We start from the raw sequence: 16943 nt of genomic DNA on the forward strand, positions 1-16943 counted from the left end.
GCAAAACCCCGTCCCCGGAATGCAAAACGGCTGCCCGAGGGCAGCCGTTTTCTTTAGATGACTGGCTATCAGCCACGCAGGGCGGCGATGCGCTGCTCGATGGGCGGGTGGCTCATGAACAGCTCGCTCATGGAGCGCTTGCCGTTGATGCCGAACGCCATCATGGAACCCTCCATCTGCGGCTCGGCACCGCGGGCGAGACGCTGGAGCGCGGCAATCATCTTGTCGCGGCCGGCCAGCTTGGCGGCACCGGCGTCGGCACGGAACTCGCGCTGACGGCTGAACCACATGACGATGATGGAGGCGAGCACGCCGAACACCATCTCCAGCACGAACACGGTGATCATGTAGGCGAAACCGCCGGTGCTGCTGCTCTCTTCCTCGTTGTTGGAGCTGAAGAAGTTGCTGATGACGCCGGCCACGATGCGGGCGAAGAACATCACGAAGGTGTTCACCACCCCCTGGATCAGGGTCAAGGTCACCATGTCGCCGTTGGCCACGTGGCTCACCTCGTGGGCCAGCACGGCTTCCGCCTCGTCGCGGCTCATGCTGTAGAGCAGACCGGAGGAGACGGCGACGAGGGAGTCGTCACGGCGGGCGCCGGTGGCAAAGGCGTTCATCTCGGGGGAGTCGTAGATCCCCACTTCCGGCATCTTGATGCCAGCCTCACGGGCCTGACGGGCAACAGTGCTCACCAGCCAGTGCTCGGTCTCGTTGCGGGGCTGCTCGATGACCTGGACGCCATAGCTGCGCTTGGCCATCCACTTGGACATCAGCAAGGAGATAAAGGAACCCCCAAAACCGAACACGGCGCAGAATACCAACAGACCGGAAATGCTGGACTTGTTGATCCCCAGAACCGAGAACAGGATATTGAGTACCACCCCCAGCACCAGCATGACGGCCAGGTTGGTCACCAGGAATAGCATAATTCGCTTCATATTGACTCCTTGTGAGATATGGATGCATGGTTCGGGGCGCCCCAGGGGCGACCGATACCACACTTGCCCCAGATAATAGACAGACTCGATGAATGTTTGCTGAATGTCTGGCCTCAGAGCAAGGGCGACACATCGAGACAGTGGTGCAAATCCACCTCATTCACCGCGTCCACGAAGGGGAGCTCCCCCAGAAATGGGGCCGGCAACATGGCTTTCAAGGTGTCCAGGTTCTCCTCGTAGCGGCTCATGTGCGGATCCACCCGGTTGATGACCCAGCCCGCCAGGGTCAACCCCTGCTGGCGAATGGCGCTGACGGTGAGCAGGGCATGGTTGAGGCAGCCCAGCCTGGCCCCCACCACCAGGATCACCGGCAGCCGCTCCTGGGCGACCCACTCCGAGAGCAGACGCTGATGATCCAACGGCAGGAACCAGCCCCCCGCCCCTTCGACAATGACGAGATCGGCCCCAGCTCCCTCAATCTCCCGCAAGCCGGCGGACAGCCCCTCGAAGGGGATGCTCACCCCCCGCTCACGGGCGGCGATATGGGGGGCGATGGGCGGCTCGAAGGCATAGGGATTGACCTGCTCGTAGGGCAGCGCAACCGTGGCCGCCCGCTGCAACAGCAAGGCATCCAGATTGCGAAGCCCCTCCGGGGTGCGGGTGCAGCCCGCCGACACCGGTTTGTACCCGGCGCAGCGAATGCCTCTGGCGGCAAGCGCCAGCAACAGGGTGCGAGCCACCAGGGTCTTGCCCACGTCGGTGTCCGTGCCCGTGATGAAATAGGATGTCCCCATGATGATTCCTCGATGCAGTGCAGGGGCGCAGAGGCACCCCGATATCCATGGTGAAAGGCAGGCGCGCGTCCTGCCGCTGAAGGGGTGGGTGCGCCGGGTCTTTTTGTGTCAGCGCCGCACCAGGCGCCCGAAGCAGACCTCGTAGCTGGCGGCCAGCAGGCCGTCCGGTTGACGGTGGCGCTCGTAGGCCTCCCCCAGTCGCACCAGGCGCTGGCGATGACCCAGGCCCGCAGACCGCTCGTCGTTGACCTGGCTCGCACCTATCCCTTTGAGGTCGCGCAGCAGTCCGCTGAGCGCCGGGTAGGCGAGGGACCAGGTCAGCGGGCAGAGTGCCGGGGCCTCGAAGCCCCCGTCACGGGCCGCCTGCTGCAACTGGGGCAACGTCAGGAAGCGATTGACATGGTCACGACCATCCACGGCCCGCCAGGCCTCCCGCAGTTGCCACAGTGACCCCGAAAGCAGGGTCGAGAAGAAGACCTGGCCACCGGGTTTGAGCACCCGGTTGAGCTCGGCAAAGGCCTGGGCCGGCCGCTCGCACCACTGCAGGGCCAGGCTGGAGAAAACCCAGTCCAGGCTCTGGTCGGCAAAGGGCAGCCCCTCCGCGTCGCCGCACACCAGGCGGGCTCCGCTGCCGCGAAGGGCCGCCTGGGCCAGCATGCCGGGAGCGAGATCCAGCCCGGTCAGCGTCTCGCAGCGCGGCGCCAGGGCAGGCAGGAAGAAACCGGTGCCGCAGCCCAGATCCAGCCCGGCCCCTGAGCGCACCTCTTTCACGCCCCCCTCGTCCATGCGCGCCAGCAGCGACTGCCCCACCTCCTGCTGGAAGCGGGCGTGGGCGTCGTAGTGGCGGGCCGCCGCCCCGAAGCGGCGGGCGAGCTGTGCCTTGTCCACCGACTGGAAACGCTCATGCACCATGGGTGCCCCCTCTCTCGTCAGTGGATGGGCGGGGTCCCAGGGCCTCGAGCAGGCGATCCACGTCATCTTCGCCATGGGCGGCGCACAGGGTGATGCGAAGGCGCGCCGTGCCGAGCGGCACCGTGGGTGGGCGGATGGCGCCGGCCCAGACACCGCACTCCCGCAGCCGCTCGGCCAGTTGCAGAGCAGCGACGCTCTCCCCCACCAGCAGCGGCTGGATGGGGGTATCGCTTGCCCCAAGCCGCCAGCCGAGCGCCTGCGCCCCCTGCCGGAACCGGGCGACAAGGCGAGCCAGGTGGGCACGGGCCTCGTTGGCTACGCGTACCAGCTCGATGCTCTGGCGCACGGCGCACGCCTGGGCGGGGGGCATATGGGTGCTGTAGACATAGTGGCGGGCAAAATTGACCAGGTACTCCACCAGCTCGCGACTGCCACCCACAAAGGCGCCGGCCACCCCGAGCGCCTTGCCGAAGGTCCCCATCTGGATGTGCACGCTGGCCGGGTTCACCCCCTGGGCCGCCAGGGTGCCGCGCCCCTCGGCCCCAAGCACCCCAATACCGTGGGCATCGTCGATCATCAGCCAGTTGCCGCTTAGGGCTGCGAGTGTTGCAAGTTCAGCCCAGGGCCCCTGATCCCCGTCCATGCTGAACACCCCTTCCGAGACGATCAGGCCCCGGTTTGGCTCGAGTTGACGCTCAAGGGCCGCCATGTCGTTGTGGCCGAAGCGCTTCATCCTGCAGGGGAGCTGGCTGCCCATCTCCTGCAGGGAGGCATGGTTGAGCCTGTCCTGCCACAGCAGATGCTCCTTGCCGAGCAGGGCCTTGAGCACCGCCTGGTTGGCGGAGAAGCCGCAGTTGAACAGCAACACCGCCTCCACCCCGAGCCAGTCGGCCAGCGTCTCTTCCAGCTGCTGGTGAGCGCGGCTGTAGCCGGTCACCAGGGGCGAGGCGCCCGCGCCCGCGCCATATTGCGCCACGCCCGCCGCGAAGGCGGCCTTGATGGCGGTATGGCCCGCGAGCCCCAGGTAGTCGTTGCCAGAGACGTTGAGGTAGTCCCGCCCCCCGACCCGGATCCGCCCGCCGCTCGCGACCTCTACCGGGGTGCGGCGGCGCAGCAGGGCGGCCTGCTCACGCTCGGCCAGGGCCTGCCCCAGTGCAAAGGGGCCGGTGACAACAGGCGTCATCATGTACGGACGGCTTCTGCGCGGGGACGAGTGGCGTCGTAGAAGAGCTCGCTGGACTCGCTCTGGCGACTCACCTCGGCCAGCAGCTCTTCCTCTTGAACCTGATCCGGCTTCTGGGCCCGCTGGGCGGGGCGAATGCCGAGGCGCTTGAACAGCTGCATGTCGCTGTTCTCGTCCGGATTGGGAGTGGTCAGCAGCTTGCAGCCATAAAATATCGAATTTGCCCCCGCCATAAAGCACATGGCCTGCATCTGCTCGTTCATCTTCTCCCGCCCGGCGGAAAGGCGCACGTGGGAGGCCGGCATCATGATGCGCGCCACTGCGATGGTGCGGATAAATTCGAACGGGTCCAGGTTCTCCTGGTTCTCCAGGGGCGTTCCCTTCACCTTGACCAGCATGTTGATGGGCACGCTCTCCGGGTGGCGCGGCAGATTGGCGAGCGCCATCAGGAGGCCCGCCCGATCTTTCGCCTGCTCCCCCATGCCGACGATGCCGCCGGAGCAGACCTTCATGCCGGCACCGCGCACATGCTCCAGGGTGTCGAGCCTGTGCTGATAGGTGCGGGTGGTGATGATGTCGCCGTAGAACTCCGGCGAGGTGTCGAGGTTGTGGTTGTAGTAATCGAGCCCCGCAGCCCCGAGACGCGCCGCCTGATCGGCGGTCAGCATCCCCAGCGTCATGCAGGTCTCCATACCGAGCCCGCGCACCTCTTCAATCATGCGCAGGATATAGGGCATGTCCTTCTCTTTCGGGTTGCGCCAGGCCGCCCCCATGCAGAAGCGGGACGAGCCGTTGGCCTTGGCCTCCCGGGCCCGCTCCAGCACTTTTTCCACCTCCATCAGCCGCTCGGTCTCGAGCCCGGTGTGGTAGCGAGCGCTCTGGGGACAATATTTGCAATCTTCCGGGCAGGCCCCGGTCTTGATGGAGAGCAGGGTGCTTACCTGAACCTCGTTCGGGTCGAAATGGGCGCGGTGCACCGTCTGGGCCTGGAACAGCAGATCGTTGAATGGCAGGGCGAACAGGGCCTGAACCTCGGTCAGGGTCCAGTCGTGACGAAGGGCGTGGGCGCCCGCGGTGAGAGCATTCATACATGGCTTCCGGTTGTTATTGGTGGGATCCTGCGCCGCGCTCAAGAGAGCGTTCGCCGCAAGACCCGCCAGCTGGACAGCGCGACGCCAGGGCGTGCGCGAAGCCAAGTGGCTGAAATTGTTGGCTAGTGTAGAGAGCACGCGTAGACTGTCAACACCGACCAGATCAAATCAATTGACAACAGAACATTAAATGACCAACCAAGAATTCGACCTGCACCACGTCTGGCACCCCTATACCTCCCTCACCCATCCCCTGCCCTGCTATGAAGTGGCCAGCGCCAAAGGGGTAACCCTCACCCTGACGGACGGGCGCGAGCTGGTGGATGGCATGAGCTCCTGGTGGGCCTGCGTTCACGGCTATCAGGTGCCGGAACTGGACGCGGCCGCCACCGCCCAGCTCGGCAAGATGTCCCACGTGATGTTTGGCGGCCTGACCCATGCCCCGGCGGTCGAGCTCTGCCGCAAACTGGTGGAAATCACCCCGAAGGGGCTGGATCGGGTCTTTCTGGCGGATTCCGGCTCGGTGGCGGTGGAGGTGGCCCTCAAGATGGCCCAGCAGTACTGGCATGCCAAAGGGACGCCCCGCGCCAAATTCGTTGCCCTTCGGGGCGGCTATCACGGCGACACCTTCGGCGCCATGAGCGTGTGCGATCCCGATGGCGGCATGCACGAGCTCTACCAGGGCTTCCTGCCCGAGCACCATTTCGTCGAAGCGCCAAGCTGCCGCTTCCACGCCCAGTGGGACGAGCAGAGCGTGGTGGAGCTGGCCACCCTGGTGGCGGATCATCACGAGGAAATTGCCGCCATCGTGCTCGAACCCATCGTCCAGGGGGCCGGCGGCATGCGCTTCTACCACCCCCGCTACCTGCAGTGGGTGCGCGCCCTGTGCGACGAGTTCGGCGTGCTGCTCATAGCAGATGAAATCGCCACCGGCTTTGGCCGCACCGGCCAGCTCTTTGCCTGCGACTGGGCGGGGATCAGCCCCGACATCATGTGCCTGGGCAAGGCGCTCACCGGCGGCTACCTGACGCTGTCGGCCACGCTCACTACAGAGCATGTGGCTCGCACCGTGTGTGACGGAAAGGCGGGCGTCTTCATGCACGGCCCCACCTTCATGGGCAATCCATTGGCATGTGCGGTAGCCAACGCCTCCATCGAGTTGCTGCTCGCCTCCCCGTGGCAGGCGCGGGTGCAAGCCATCGAACACCAACTCAAAACCGAACTGGTGGAGCTGACCCTGCACCGGGCGGTGGCGGATGTGCGGGTGCTCGGCGCCATCGGGGTGGTGGAGATGAAGGAGCGGGTGGACGTGGCGCGCATCCAGCGCAAGTTCGTGGAGCTGGGCGCCTGGATCCGTCCCTTTGGCAAGCTCATCTACCTGATGCCCCCCTTCGTCATCACCCCTGAAGAGCTGCGGGTATTGACCGGCGCCATCCACGAGGCCATCACCAGCGGCGAATATTGAGTCCGGCTGAACGGGCCCTGCATGAGAACGCAGGGCCTTTTGGCGCTTTTTCATCAGAATGTGAGCAAGACACCAAAACCCGTCCGGCGAGGAGAGTAGACTGCGCGGGTTTTACCCAACAGATGTACCAGTCCCATGCGCCTCTCCATTGCTGCCAAGATCAACTTCTTCCTGCTCTTCATCTTCTCCATGGTGTTGGTGTTTTCCGCGGCCTATCAGGCGGTGCGCGAGCGTGACCTCATCCTGACCCTCATCAAGGAACAGAGCCGCGAGCAGACCGAGGCCTACTTCGACGGCCTCAACATGCTGATGCTGACCGGCAAGATGGACGCCCGCGACACCCTGCGCGCCAAGTTTCTCGATCACGCCCACGTGGAAGATGCCCGCATCGTGCGCGGGGCGGCGGTCAACAAGCAGTACGGGCCGGGCCGTGACGACGAAGCCCCGAAGGACAGGTTTGATGCCCTGGCGCTGGCGGGCAAGGGGAGCCTGGAGGTAGAGCATGACGGCATGCACAGCCGGCTGGTGGTGACCCGCCCGCTGCTGGCCAGAAAGGATTTTCGCGGTACCGACTGCACCAGTTGCCACCAGGTGCCGGAAAACACCGTGCTGGGGGCGGTGCGTTTTGACTACTCCCTCGACACCCTGTTTACCCGGGTGGAGCAGAACATCCTCACCTCGGCCCTGAGCCTCACCCTCATCTTCGGGCTGGGACTCCTGCTCACCCTCTGGGTCATCCGCACCTGGATAGTCCGCCCCCTCAACCAGCTGACCCGCTCCATGGAGGAGGCCACCGATCGCAACGACTTCGGCCACAGGCTGGAGGGGGATGAAGGGGACGAGATTGGCCGGGTGGCGCTCGCCTACAACCAGATGCTCGACAGCGTGGAGCGCCAGATAGGCAAGCGCCCCGCCTCTCAGGGGAAGGATGACGGCGACGGCCCTCAGCCCCGGTAGTAAAGCAGCAGGCAGGCCACCAGGATCAGCAGCAGGATGAAGAGATTGACGTGGCGGGCATCTTCCTGCCGACGGCTGCGGCCACGGGCCAGCACCAGCACCACTAGGGTCAGCAGGCAGCAACCCCAGAGCCCGCGCTCCAGCCAGGGGGTGAGCAGGGGGTCCCAGCTCTGGCGCACCTTGACGCCCCCATAGACCAGAAAGCCGTAAGCCACCTCTGGCCGGGCGAAGTGATAGAGGGAGAGCAGGGCGACAAAGCCGCCCCAGCAGAGGATCACCAGCCCCTGCAACACCCGTATCCAGCCATCCGGCCCCCGCCTGCGCTCCTTCACCCTCACCCCCGTCCAGCCGCCATGATCCATGCACGATGCATGGGGAAATCCCCGCAAGGGTCCGACATTTTTGCTTGTTTATCAAACCTGCGCGGGTAAGATGAACGGCTTAGTCTGCCATGGTGGGCCAACTGCGCCCGGGCCAGACCCCTAGTGTTGCAAATAGCGCTGCAAGAACAAGCTGGAGACAATATTTCGATGACGCACGCATCCGTAGTTGATGTGCTGGCCGGTAAGTATTCGGTCGGCACCACCCTGACTGTGAAAGGGTGGATCCGGACCCGCCGCGATTCCAAGGCGGGGATCTCATTTTTGGCCGTTTCCGATGGCTCCTGCTTCCATCCGGTGCAGGCCGTCGCCCCCAATACCCTGGCCAATTACGAGAATGAAGTGCAACGTCTGACCACAGCTTGCTCCGTCGAAGTGACCGGCACCGTGGTCGAGTCCCAGGGCAGCGGCCAGGCGTTCGAACTGCAGGCCACCGAGGTCAAGGTGGTGGGCTGGGTCGAAGATCCGGACACCTACCCCATGTCTGCCAAGCGCCACAGCATCGAGTACCTGCGCGAGCAGGGCCACCTGCGTGCCCGCACCAACATCGTCGGTGCCGTGACCCGGGTGCGCAACTGCCTCTCCCAGGCCATTCACCGCTTCTTCCACGAACAGGGCTACCTCTGGATCGCGGCGCCCCTCATCACCGCCTCCGACACTGAAGGGGCCGGCGAGATGTTCCGCGTCTCCACCCTGGACATGGAAAACCTGCCGCGCACCCCCGAAGGCAAGGTGGACTACGACAAGGACTTCTTCGGCAAGGAGACCTTCCTGACCGTGTCCGGCCAGCTGAACGTCGAAACCTACGCCTGCGCCCTGTCCAAGGTCTACACCTTCGGCCCGACCTTCCGCGCCGAAAACTCCAACACCAGCCGCCACCTGGCCGAGTTCTGGATGGTGGAGCCGGAAGTGGCCTTCGCCGATCTGGAAGACAACGCCGCCCTGGCCGAAGCCATGCTGAAGTACGTCTTCAACGCCGTGCTGACCGAGCGCCGCGACGATCTGGAGTTCTTCGCCCAGCACGTGGACAAGGACGCCATCGGCCGTCTGGAGCGCTTCGTCGCCTCCGACTTCGCCCAGATTGACTACACCGACGCCATCGACGTGCTGCAAAACTGCGGCAAGAGCTTCGAGTTCCCGGTCTCCTGGGGCATCGATCTCTCCTCCGAGCACGAGCGCTACCTGGCCGAGGAGCACTTCAAGTCCCCGGTGGTGGTGAAGAACTACCCGAAAGACATCAAGGCCTTCTACATGCGCCTCAACGACGACGGCAAGACCGTTGCCGCCATGGACGTACTGGCTCCGGGGATCGGCGAGATCATCGGCGGCTCCCAGCGTGAAGAGCGTCTCGAGGTGCTGGATGCCCGTCTGGCCGAGATGGGCCTGAACAAGGAAGACTACTGGTGGTACCGCGATCTGCGTCGCTACGGCACCGTGCCGCACTCCGGCTTCGGTCTGGGCTTCGAACGCCTGGTGGTCTACGTGACCGGCATGGGCAACGTGCGCGACGTGATCCCCTTCCCCCGTACTCCCCGCACCGCCGAGTTCTAAGGCGACCCGCCCACTCGCACCGTGCAAAAGCCGACCCCCGGGGTCGGCTTTTTTTATGCCCGCCTCGCTCTTCCCGCACGTGTCATTCCCGCCTTTTGCATTCCAAACCCTGTGATCTCCCCATCTTTCCCGTCATTTATCTGGTGTGGGCCAGGAAGCGGCCCCCTGTTCAAGGGCTGAACCGTAGTTTTTATGCACTTAAATCGGAAAAAAGCCGGTTGTTGAAGCAACGCAATTTTTTACCCCTTTAGGGGTGACAAAATATCCATTAACCCTTCAGGGGTAATTAATGACAGCGGATCCCGGGCAGCTGGCCGATGGGGACATGGATAAAACACACGAGGTAATGGAATGATCTTGATGGAATTTTTGGTGGTACTCGGCTGCTTGCTGCTGGGTACCCGCTTCGGGGGCATGGGGCTGGGTCTTATCAGCGGTATCGGTCTGTTCCTGCTGACTTTCGTCTTCGGTCTGGTGCCGGGCGAGCCGCCGGTGCAAGTGATGCTGACCATACTGGCGGTCATTGGCTGCGCCGCCACCCTGCAGACCGCCGGCGGTCTCAACCTGATGATGCAGGTGGCCGAGCGTCTGCTGCGCCGCCACCCCCAGTACATCACCCTGCTGGCGCCGCTCACGACCTGGACCCTCACCTTCCTGTGCGGCACCGGCCACGTGGTCTACACCATGTTCCCCATCATCGCCGACATCGCGCTGCAGAAGAACATCCGCCCGGAGCGCCCCATGGCAGTGGCGTCCGTTGCCTCCCAGATGGCCATCTGCGCCTCGCCGGTCTCGGTGGCCGTGGTCTCCATGGTCTCCATCCTGGCGGCGGCTCACGGCGTGGGTCAGGCCTACGGTCTGCTCGACATCCTGATGGTGGCCATCCCCTCCTCTCTCATGGGTGTCATGATGGCGGCCCTGTGGAGCCTGCGCCGCGGCAAGGATCTGGACAAGGACGAGGAGTTCCAGGCCAAGATCAAGGACCCTGCCCAGCGGGACTTCATCTACGGCGGTGGTGAAACCCTGCTCAACACCAAGTTCCCGAAAGAGGCCTACTGGTCCACCTGGATCTTCTTCGCCGCCATCGCTGCCGTGGTGCTGCTGGGGGCCGATGAGGCGCTGCGCCCCGTCTTCACCATCAAGGAGAAGACAGGCCCCCTCTCCATGAACCTGGTGATCCAGATGATGATGCTGATCGCCGGCGCCATCATCCTGATGCGCTGCAAGGTCAAGCCGGGGGAGATCGCCAACGGCGCCGTCTTCAAGGCGGGCATGGTCGCCATCTTCTCCGTGTTCGGGGTCGCCTGGATGAGCGAAACCTTCTTCCAGGCCCACATGCCGCTGCTCAAGGAGACCCTGGCCCACGTGGTACAGGCCCAGCCCTGGACCTACGCCCTGGTGCTCTTCCTCATCTCCAAGCTGGTGAACAGCCAGGCCGCGGCGCTCACCGCCATCGCCCCCATGGGGCTGGCGCTGGGGGTCGAACCCAAACTGCTCATCGCCTTCCTGCCGGCGAGCTACGGCTACTTCGTGCTGCCGACCTACCCGAGCGATCTCGCCTGCATCGGCTTCGACCGCTCCGGCACCACCCGCATTGGCAAGTTCATCATCAACCACAGTTTCATCATTCCGGGCCTCATCGGGGTGGTGACCTCCTGTACCCTGGGCTTCATCCTGACCAGCATCCTGCTGTAACAGGCATCCAGTGCGAGCGGCTCCCCCGTGGGAGCCGCTTTTTTATCCCCGCATCTCCGACCCGCGCTTTGCCATCGCCCCCCACTCTGGGTAGCATGACCCCTCTTTTCTTTGCGGAAATCCCCCATGTCTCGCGTCATCCTGCTCTGGAGCGGCGGCAAAGATGCCATGCAGGCCCTCTGCCACGCCCGGGAAGCGGGCCATCAGGTGGTGGCCCTGATCACCTTTGCCCCGCCAGCGCCCCGCTTTCTCGCCCATCCCCTGTCACAGGTTCGCCGTCAGGCGGCGGCCCTCGTACTGCCCCATCGGCTGGTCACCATCGAAGCGCCGTTCGATCTCGGTTATGAGCGGGCCCTGGCGACATTGAAAGAGGAGTGGCAACTCGATGGGGTCGTCACCGGCGACATCGACAGCGTGGGGGGCGCGCCGAACTGGATCCGCGAGCGCTGTCGCCCCCTGGGGCTCACCGTTCACACCCCGCTCTGGCAACAACCCCGCGAGGCGTTGCTGGCGGACATGCTGGCCCGCGGCATCGTCGCCCACCTCTCCTGCGTCGATACCCGGGTACTGGCCCCCGAGTGGGTGGGGCGCCGGCTCGATGCTGGCACCCTCAGCGATCTGCAGCAACTGGCGGATCGGGATGGCTTCGATGCCTGCGGCGAGCAGGGGGAATACCACACCATGGTGACCGACGGCCCCGGGTTTGCGGCGCCGCTGACGCTCGGCCACTGGCAGGCGGCGCGCCAGGAGCACCTCGCCTATCTGCTGGAGGACGAGGAATGACGTCTCACGAGGGCGACACAAGCAAAACGGGAGGCGTTGGCCTCCCGTTTTGCTTGTCCTTAACGTTGACCTATTTGGCCAGCTTGCCCAGCACCCGCTTAAGCAGGCGGATGCGCGGTTCGATGCTGTCTAGCAGCAGGAATTCCGCCTCCGAGTGGAAGCCGCCCCCCATGGGGCCGAAGCCATCGAGGGACGGCACCCCGGCCGCCGCGGTGAAGTTGGCATCGGAGCCGCCACCGGCCTCCAGCCAGGTGAAGGGGACGCCCTCCTCCCTGCCTGCCGCCTCCACCAGTGCCATCAGGGCCTCGGTGTCACCGCTCGGGCGCATCGCGGGCTTGAAGCTCTGGCGCGCCACCTCGACCCGGCAACCGGCGAGGAAGGGGTTGTTGGCCATGAAGGTGAGCCGGTCGTGCACCGTCTGCGCCTCTTCGTTGCGCCAGAAGCGCAAATCCACGATCGCCTCGGCAAAGTCGGGCACCACGTTGACGCCGGTGCCCCCCTGCACCACCCCCACGTTCATGGTGGTGCCGGTCTCCATGTTGACCTGTTCGTTGATGGCAAGCACCCAGTGGGCCAGCTCCGTGATGGCGGAGATCCCTTGTGCCAGGGCCGAGCCCGCATGGGAGGCCTTGCCGTGGAAGGTGATGCGGTACTTGGCATTGCCCTTGCGGGCGCTGATGAGATCCCCGCTCGGGCGCGCCGCTTCGGCCACCAGCACGCAGCCGCTCTGTCTGGCCCGCTCCACCAGCCAATCTTTGGACCAGGGAGAGCCAATCTCCTCGTCGCAGTTGCAGCAGACCAGCACCTTGAGCCTGGCCAGCACGGCCGGGTCCAGCTCTTTCAAGGCATACCAGGTAGAGAGCAGGCCGCTCTTCATGTCCGAGACGCCGGGGCCAAAGGCCTGATTGCCTTCGACTTTCAGCGGGCGTTTGGCCGCCGTCCCCTCGGGAAAGACGGTGTCCATGTGGCCCACCAGCATGACATCGTAGTGCTCCGCCCCCGGGGCATTGGTTGCCTCCAGGCAAGGGCCGCACTCGGCGGCGAACTGGTGGCGGGTCACCTGCCAGCCGATGGCCTCATATTTCTCCGTCATGATGTCGGCGACCCGGGCCACCCCGGCCGGGGTGCGGGTGCCGCAGTCGAGGTTGATGAGCGGGGCCAGATCCGCCAGATAGGTATCGAGGGAGAACGGGCGCTTGAGATCGTTCATTGTCTTCTCCATGGAACAATCTGCGTAAAAGACAGACTGTTTTTGCAACGATAAGAGTGGGCGGGCACTCGGCGCCGCCTCGTCAACGGCGGTCGGCCAGCGTGGATCGACTGGCCGCCGCCTCTACACCAGAGCCTTTACATGAACAGCAGATAGTTGAGGAGCAGCGCCGTCACCAGGGCCCCCGCCATGGGCACGCTGGTGCGCTTGACCACCACGAAGGGAGAGACCTTGGCGATGCCCGCACAGGCGATGAGCACCGCCGCGATGGGGGAGACGGTGCGGCCAATGCTGGAGGCGAGCTGCATCGGCAGCAGCATGGTCACCGCCGGCACGCCAAACTTGGCCGCCACGGCGGGGGCCAGGGAGGAGAAACTGAGGAAGGCCGCGTTGCCCGAGCCCATGATGACCGCCGCCACCATGATGAGCCCCACCATCACCAGGGTCATCAGGCCGCTGCCGATGCCGGCATTGCTGGCAGAGTGCAGCAGGGTGTCGATGGCGCCGATGGCCTTGAGGGATTCGGCGAAGAGCTCGGCACAGACGATCAGCGCCACCACGGGGCCGAACACCTTGCCCATGCCGTCGAGGAAGCTGGACAGCCCCGCGAAGGCGGTGCGCACCGAGCGGGTGCGCAGCAGCTCGCACAGCATGCCGATAAAGACCGACAGCAGCATGGCCACCTCCACACTGACGCTGATGGTGGTCACCAGCAGCTTGGAGAAGGTCATCATCAGCACGAAGGGGATGATGGGCAGCAGGCCGTACCAGGTTGGCGCGGCCACCTCATCTGCCCCTTTTTCGTCAAGCTCCGCGTGTTCGCCGCGATGCAGGGCCGGATCCCAGCCCTCCTGGCGGTCACAGTGCCGCTGCCAGAAGAAGTGCAGCACCATGGTCACCAGCAACATGGGAGCCACCAGCCAGATCTGGTAGTCAACGAAATAGCTGGTGGGATCCATGCCGGATTGACCGGCGGAGAAGATGGCGTTGGTCTGGGTCGGGCCGATTTCGAACGCCTGGGAGGTGGCGATGACGCCGCAGGAGGAAGCCGGGCTGATGCCGAGGTTGCGCATCACAGGGTACATGGTGACCATCAACAGCAGGCCGAGGCCGGTGGCAGAGGTGACGAACAGGGAGACGAAGACCGCCACCAGGTAGCAGATGGCCAGCATCAGGTAGCTGGACTGGATGCCCGCCACCGGCTTGACCGCCACCCGCACCAGGGCCTGGGAGGCGCCGATGTGGGACATGTAGGTGGCAAAGCCGGCCACCGCCATGATGGTGAGGCCGAGCCCGGCCGCCCGGTAGGAGAAGATCCCCTTGAACACCTCAAACAGATCGAACAGGGCGAAGCCGGTGCTCTTGTCGGCGGGCAGTATGGGGTGCAATCCCAGCCAGTAGGCGACGGTGAAGAGGGCCATGCCCGCCAGCGCCAGCACCGCCTGCGGGTTGTAATCCTTGATGATGCCGTAGACCACGGCGATCAGCACGAGCAAGACGAAGACGAGTTCCAATGTGCACTCCTGACAAGATTATCGAGAGGCGCAATCTAGTGGGGGATCTCCCCTTTCCTCTTGATCACCATCAATAAAGATGGAAAAAGCAAACGGTTGTAGATTTTTACTCCAAAAATAAAACTAAAAACGACATTTAACATCACGAAACTGGATCTAGAATGCTCCCCAGGGTATCCCTGACCGACAACCGCCACTTTGTTTGCGTTGGATCAACATCCCGCCGGGGTGAACTGGCCAAGATGCCCGTCGACACAGAGCGACCATTTCGCACCGGAGAGAGTTATGACAAACCAAGCCACCGCAGGCACCCCGACCTGCGACTGCAAGCTGTGGGACATCCTCGTCGAGTCTGCAAAGGAACGCACCACCATTCGTTACTCCAAACTGGCCAGGCAGGCCGGGCTGGAGCAGTGCCAGGATGAACTGCGCACCCTGCTGCAACGCATCCGCATGTATTGCACCGAAAATCACCTGCCCATTCTCTCCGCCATCGTGATGGATGACGTGGGCAAATACGCCGGCCTCTCCTCCAGCCTGCCGGATGCCCCCTGGGAGCGGGCACGGGTCTTCGATCACGAGTGGACCACCCTGCACTGAGTGCCGCCCCCTGAATCCGGAACGCGCCCATACCAGCAGGCGCGTTCTGGTTTTTGGCCCCCACCGTTTCTTCCCCGGCCCCAGGCCAGGTGTGTGTCCCTGTGAGGCGCCCTGCCCCCTGTCGTCCTATCCGGCCAGGCGTGCAGCATAAGGGCCTCCTGCCCCCGGTCTCCCCCTTTGATACCGCAGCGCATCCCGTCCCAGACCAGCGTGTGCTGGCGCGCGGCTCCCTCCCTTCTCCATTCGGCCTGACTGGTAAAACCAGCCCATCCGGCCATGAGCGTTGCCATGGGGGGGCCACAATGCCAGAATCGGGCCCTTGCACGATTTCAGGGCCGCAGGCCCGCAGACAAAGGATCCCCCATGGCCACCACCCTCTATGGCATCAAGAACTGCGACACCATCAAGAAGGCCCGCAAGTGGCTGGAGGAGGCGGGTATCGATTACCGCTTTCACGATCACCGCGCCGACGGTCTGAGCCCGGAGCAGCTCGATCTCTGGCTCGCCAAGCTGGGCTGGGAAGCCCTGCTCAACACCCGTGGCACCACCTTCCGCGCCCTGCCGGAAGCAGAAAAACAGGGGCTCGACACCGCCAAGGCCCGTGACCTGCTGCTGGCCCACCCGGCCATGATCAAGCGCCCGCTGCTGGACCAGGACGGCACCCTGACCCTGGGCTTCAAGGCAGACCTCTATCAATCCCTCTTCTCCCGTTAACTTTTTCTGTTAAGGAACACCGATGTCGGACGTCATCACACTGGCCAAGGATCTGATCAGCCGCCCCTCCGTGACCCCCCTGGATGAAGGGTGCCAGACCCTGATGGCGGAGCGCCTCGCGCGCCTGGGGTTCGTCATCGAACCCATGGTCTTCGAGGACACCACCAACCTCTGGGCACGCCGTAGCAGCGAGGGTCCCCTCTTCTGCTTCGCCGGCCACACCGACGTGGTACCCGCCGGCCCCCTGGAGAAGTGGGACACCCCGCCATTCGAGCCGACCATCAAGGACGGCATGCTCCATGGCCGGGGCGCCGCCGACATGAAGGGGTCTCTGGCCGCCATGGTGGTGGCGACCGAGCGCTTCGTGGCCGAGCACCCGGACCACAAGGGCTCCATCGCGTTTCTCATCACCTCGGATGAAGAGGGGCCCTTCATCAACGGCACGGTGCGCGTCATCGACACCCTGGAGGCACGCAACGAGAAGATCCGCTGGTGCATCGTCGGCGAACCCTCCTCCACCGCCCAGGTCGGGGACGTGGTGAAGAACGGCCGTCGCGGCTCCATCACCGGTGATCTGCTGGTGCGCGGGGTGCAGGGCCACGTCGCCTACCCCCATCTGGCGGACAACCCTATCCACAAGGCGGCCCCGGCGCTGGCGGAGCTCGCCGCCATCGAGTGGGACAAGGGCAACGCCTACTTCCCCCCCACCAGCTTCCAGATCGCCAACATCCAGGGCGGCACCGGCGCCTCCAACGTCATTCCGGGGGAGTTGCAGGTCCAGTTCAACTTCCGCTTCAGCACCGAGCTCACCGATGCGGCTATCCGCGAGCGGGTCGAGGCGCTGCTGACCCGTCACGGCCTGGACTTCGAGCTGAAGTGGACCCTCTCCGGCCAGCCCTTCCTGACGGACACCGGCGCCCTGCTGGAAGCCACCGTCGCCGCCGTGGCGGCAGTGAACGGCCAGCAGCCGGCCCTGCTCACCACGGGGGGCACGTCCGATGGGCGCTTCATCGCTCCCACCGGGGCGGAAGTCATCGAGCTCGGCCCGGTCAACGCCACCATCCACAAGGTGAACGAGTGCGTGAAGGCGGACGATCTGGATCTGCTGGCGGACATGTACCAAGGGGTGCTGGCACGACTGCTGGCATGAGCG

At 64.5% G+C, this 16943-nt stretch carries 16 protein-coding genes; 8 read left to right on the top strand and 8 right to left on the bottom strand.

Features of this window, described 5'->3' with window-relative positions; genetic code table 11:
* Positions 1–68: 68 nt before the first annotated feature.
* From htpX to bioB, 5 genes are all read right to left on the bottom strand, one after another.
* Positions 69–941: a protease HtpX gene (gene htpX / locus ACPW74_RS12890; RefSeq protein WP_010674070.1), complete on the bottom strand. Its 873-nt coding sequence runs from the start codon at positions 939–941 to the stop codon at positions 69–71.
* A 113-nt stretch (positions 942–1054) separates the two neighbouring features.
* The gene (gene bioD, locus ACPW74_RS12895; RefSeq protein WP_113977952.1) at positions 1055–1735 is read right to left on the bottom strand and encodes a dethiobiotin synthase; all 681 of its coding nucleotides are present in this window, start codon (positions 1733–1735) and stop codon (positions 1055–1057) included.
* Positions 1736–1843: 108 nt separating this feature from the next.
* On the bottom strand, positions 1844–2647 hold the full coding sequence (gene bioC, locus ACPW74_RS12900; protein ID WP_113977950.1) for a malonyl-ACP O-methyltransferase BioC: 804 nt from the start codon (positions 2645–2647) through the stop codon (positions 1844–1846).
* Entirely contained in the window at positions 2637–3833 is a 1197-nt protein-coding gene (gene bioF / locus ACPW74_RS12905) for an 8-amino-7-oxononanoate synthase (protein ID WP_113977948.1), read from the bottom strand. The genes bioC and bioF overlap by 11 nt, the downstream gene beginning before the upstream one ends.
* Positions 3830–4918, bottom strand: a complete 1089-nt coding sequence (gene bioB, locus ACPW74_RS12910) for a biotin synthase BioB (protein ID WP_113977947.1) — start codon at positions 4916–4918, stop codon at positions 3830–3832. The genes bioF and bioB overlap by 4 nt, the downstream gene beginning before the upstream one ends.
* Positions 4919–5111: 193 nt before the next feature.
* Here bioB and bioA point away from each other — a divergent pair, with 193 nt between their 5' ends.
* Complete coding sequence (gene bioA, locus ACPW74_RS12915; RefSeq protein ID WP_113977945.1) at positions 5112–6386, top strand: adenosylmethionine--8-amino-7-oxononanoate transaminase; 1275 nt, start codon at positions 5112–5114, stop codon at positions 6384–6386.
* Between the two features lie 135 nt (positions 6387–6521).
* A complete protein-coding gene (locus ACPW74_RS12920; RefSeq protein WP_039039868.1) occupies positions 6522–7343 on the top strand; it encodes a HAMP domain-containing protein in 822 nt (273 codons plus the stop codon).
* Here ACPW74_RS12920 and ACPW74_RS12925 read toward each other — a convergent pair.
* Entirely contained in the window at positions 7331–7633 is a 303-nt protein-coding gene (locus ACPW74_RS12925) for a hypothetical protein (protein ID WP_010674063.1), read from the bottom strand. The genes ACPW74_RS12920 and ACPW74_RS12925 overlap by 13 nt on opposite strands.
* A gap of 240 nt (positions 7634–7873) precedes the next feature.
* Between ACPW74_RS12925 and asnS the strand changes: the two genes are divergently transcribed.
* From asnS to ACPW74_RS12940, 3 genes are all read left to right on the top strand, one after another.
* The gene (gene asnS / locus ACPW74_RS12930; protein WP_039039869.1) at positions 7874–9274 is read left to right on the top strand and encodes an asparagine--tRNA ligase; all 1401 of its coding nucleotides are present in this window, start codon (positions 7874–7876) and stop codon (positions 9272–9274) included.
* Positions 9275–9625: 351 nt separating this feature from the next.
* On the top strand, positions 9626–10969 hold the full coding sequence (locus tag ACPW74_RS12935; protein WP_041215561.1) for an anaerobic C4-dicarboxylate transporter: 1344 nt from the start codon (positions 9626–9628) through the stop codon (positions 10967–10969).
* Between the two features lie 126 nt (positions 10970–11095).
* Positions 11096–11752: a hypothetical protein gene (locus ACPW74_RS12940; RefSeq protein WP_113977943.1), complete on the top strand. Its 657-nt coding sequence runs from the start codon at positions 11096–11098 to the stop codon at positions 11750–11752.
* A 70-nt stretch (positions 11753–11822) separates the two neighbouring features.
* Here ACPW74_RS12940 and ACPW74_RS12945 read toward each other — a convergent pair whose 3' ends face one another.
* Together ACPW74_RS12945 and dcuC are read right to left on the bottom strand one after the other, a co-directional pair.
* Positions 11823–12962, bottom strand: coding sequence for a M20 family metallopeptidase (locus ACPW74_RS12945; protein ID WP_113977942.1), 1140 nt, complete (start codon positions 12960–12962; stop codon positions 11823–11825).
* Positions 12963–13099: 137 nt separating this feature from the next.
* A complete protein-coding gene (gene dcuC, locus ACPW74_RS12950; protein ID WP_113977940.1) occupies positions 13100–14476 on the bottom strand; it encodes a C4-dicarboxylate transporter DcuC in 1377 nt (458 codons plus the stop codon).
* Between the two features lie 285 nt (positions 14477–14761).
* Between dcuC and ACPW74_RS12955 the strand changes: the two genes are divergently transcribed.
* The 3 genes from ACPW74_RS12955 to dapE all read left to right on the top strand — a co-directional run bounded on the left by ACPW74_RS12955 (position 14762) and on the right by dapE (position 16940).
* Positions 14762–15076: a hypothetical protein gene (locus ACPW74_RS12955; RefSeq protein WP_010674057.1), complete on the top strand. Its 315-nt coding sequence runs from the start codon at positions 14762–14764 to the stop codon at positions 15074–15076.
* Positions 15077–15439: 363 nt separating this feature from the next.
* The gene (locus tag ACPW74_RS12960) at positions 15440–15790 is read left to right on the top strand and encodes an ArsC family reductase (RefSeq protein WP_039039874.1); all 351 of its coding nucleotides are present in this window, start codon (positions 15440–15442) and stop codon (positions 15788–15790) included.
* Between the two features lie 22 nt (positions 15791–15812).
* Positions 15813–16940: a succinyl-diaminopimelate desuccinylase gene (gene dapE / locus ACPW74_RS12965; protein WP_113977938.1), complete on the top strand. Its 1128-nt coding sequence runs from the start codon at positions 15813–15815 to the stop codon at positions 16938–16940.
* Positions 16941–16943 lie beyond the last annotated feature (3 nt).

Source organism: Aeromonas sp. INTO2, from assembly GCF_049860605.1.
GTDB classification, from domain to species: domain Bacteria; phylum Pseudomonadota; class Gammaproteobacteria; order Enterobacterales; family Aeromonadaceae; genus Aeromonas; species Aeromonas caviae.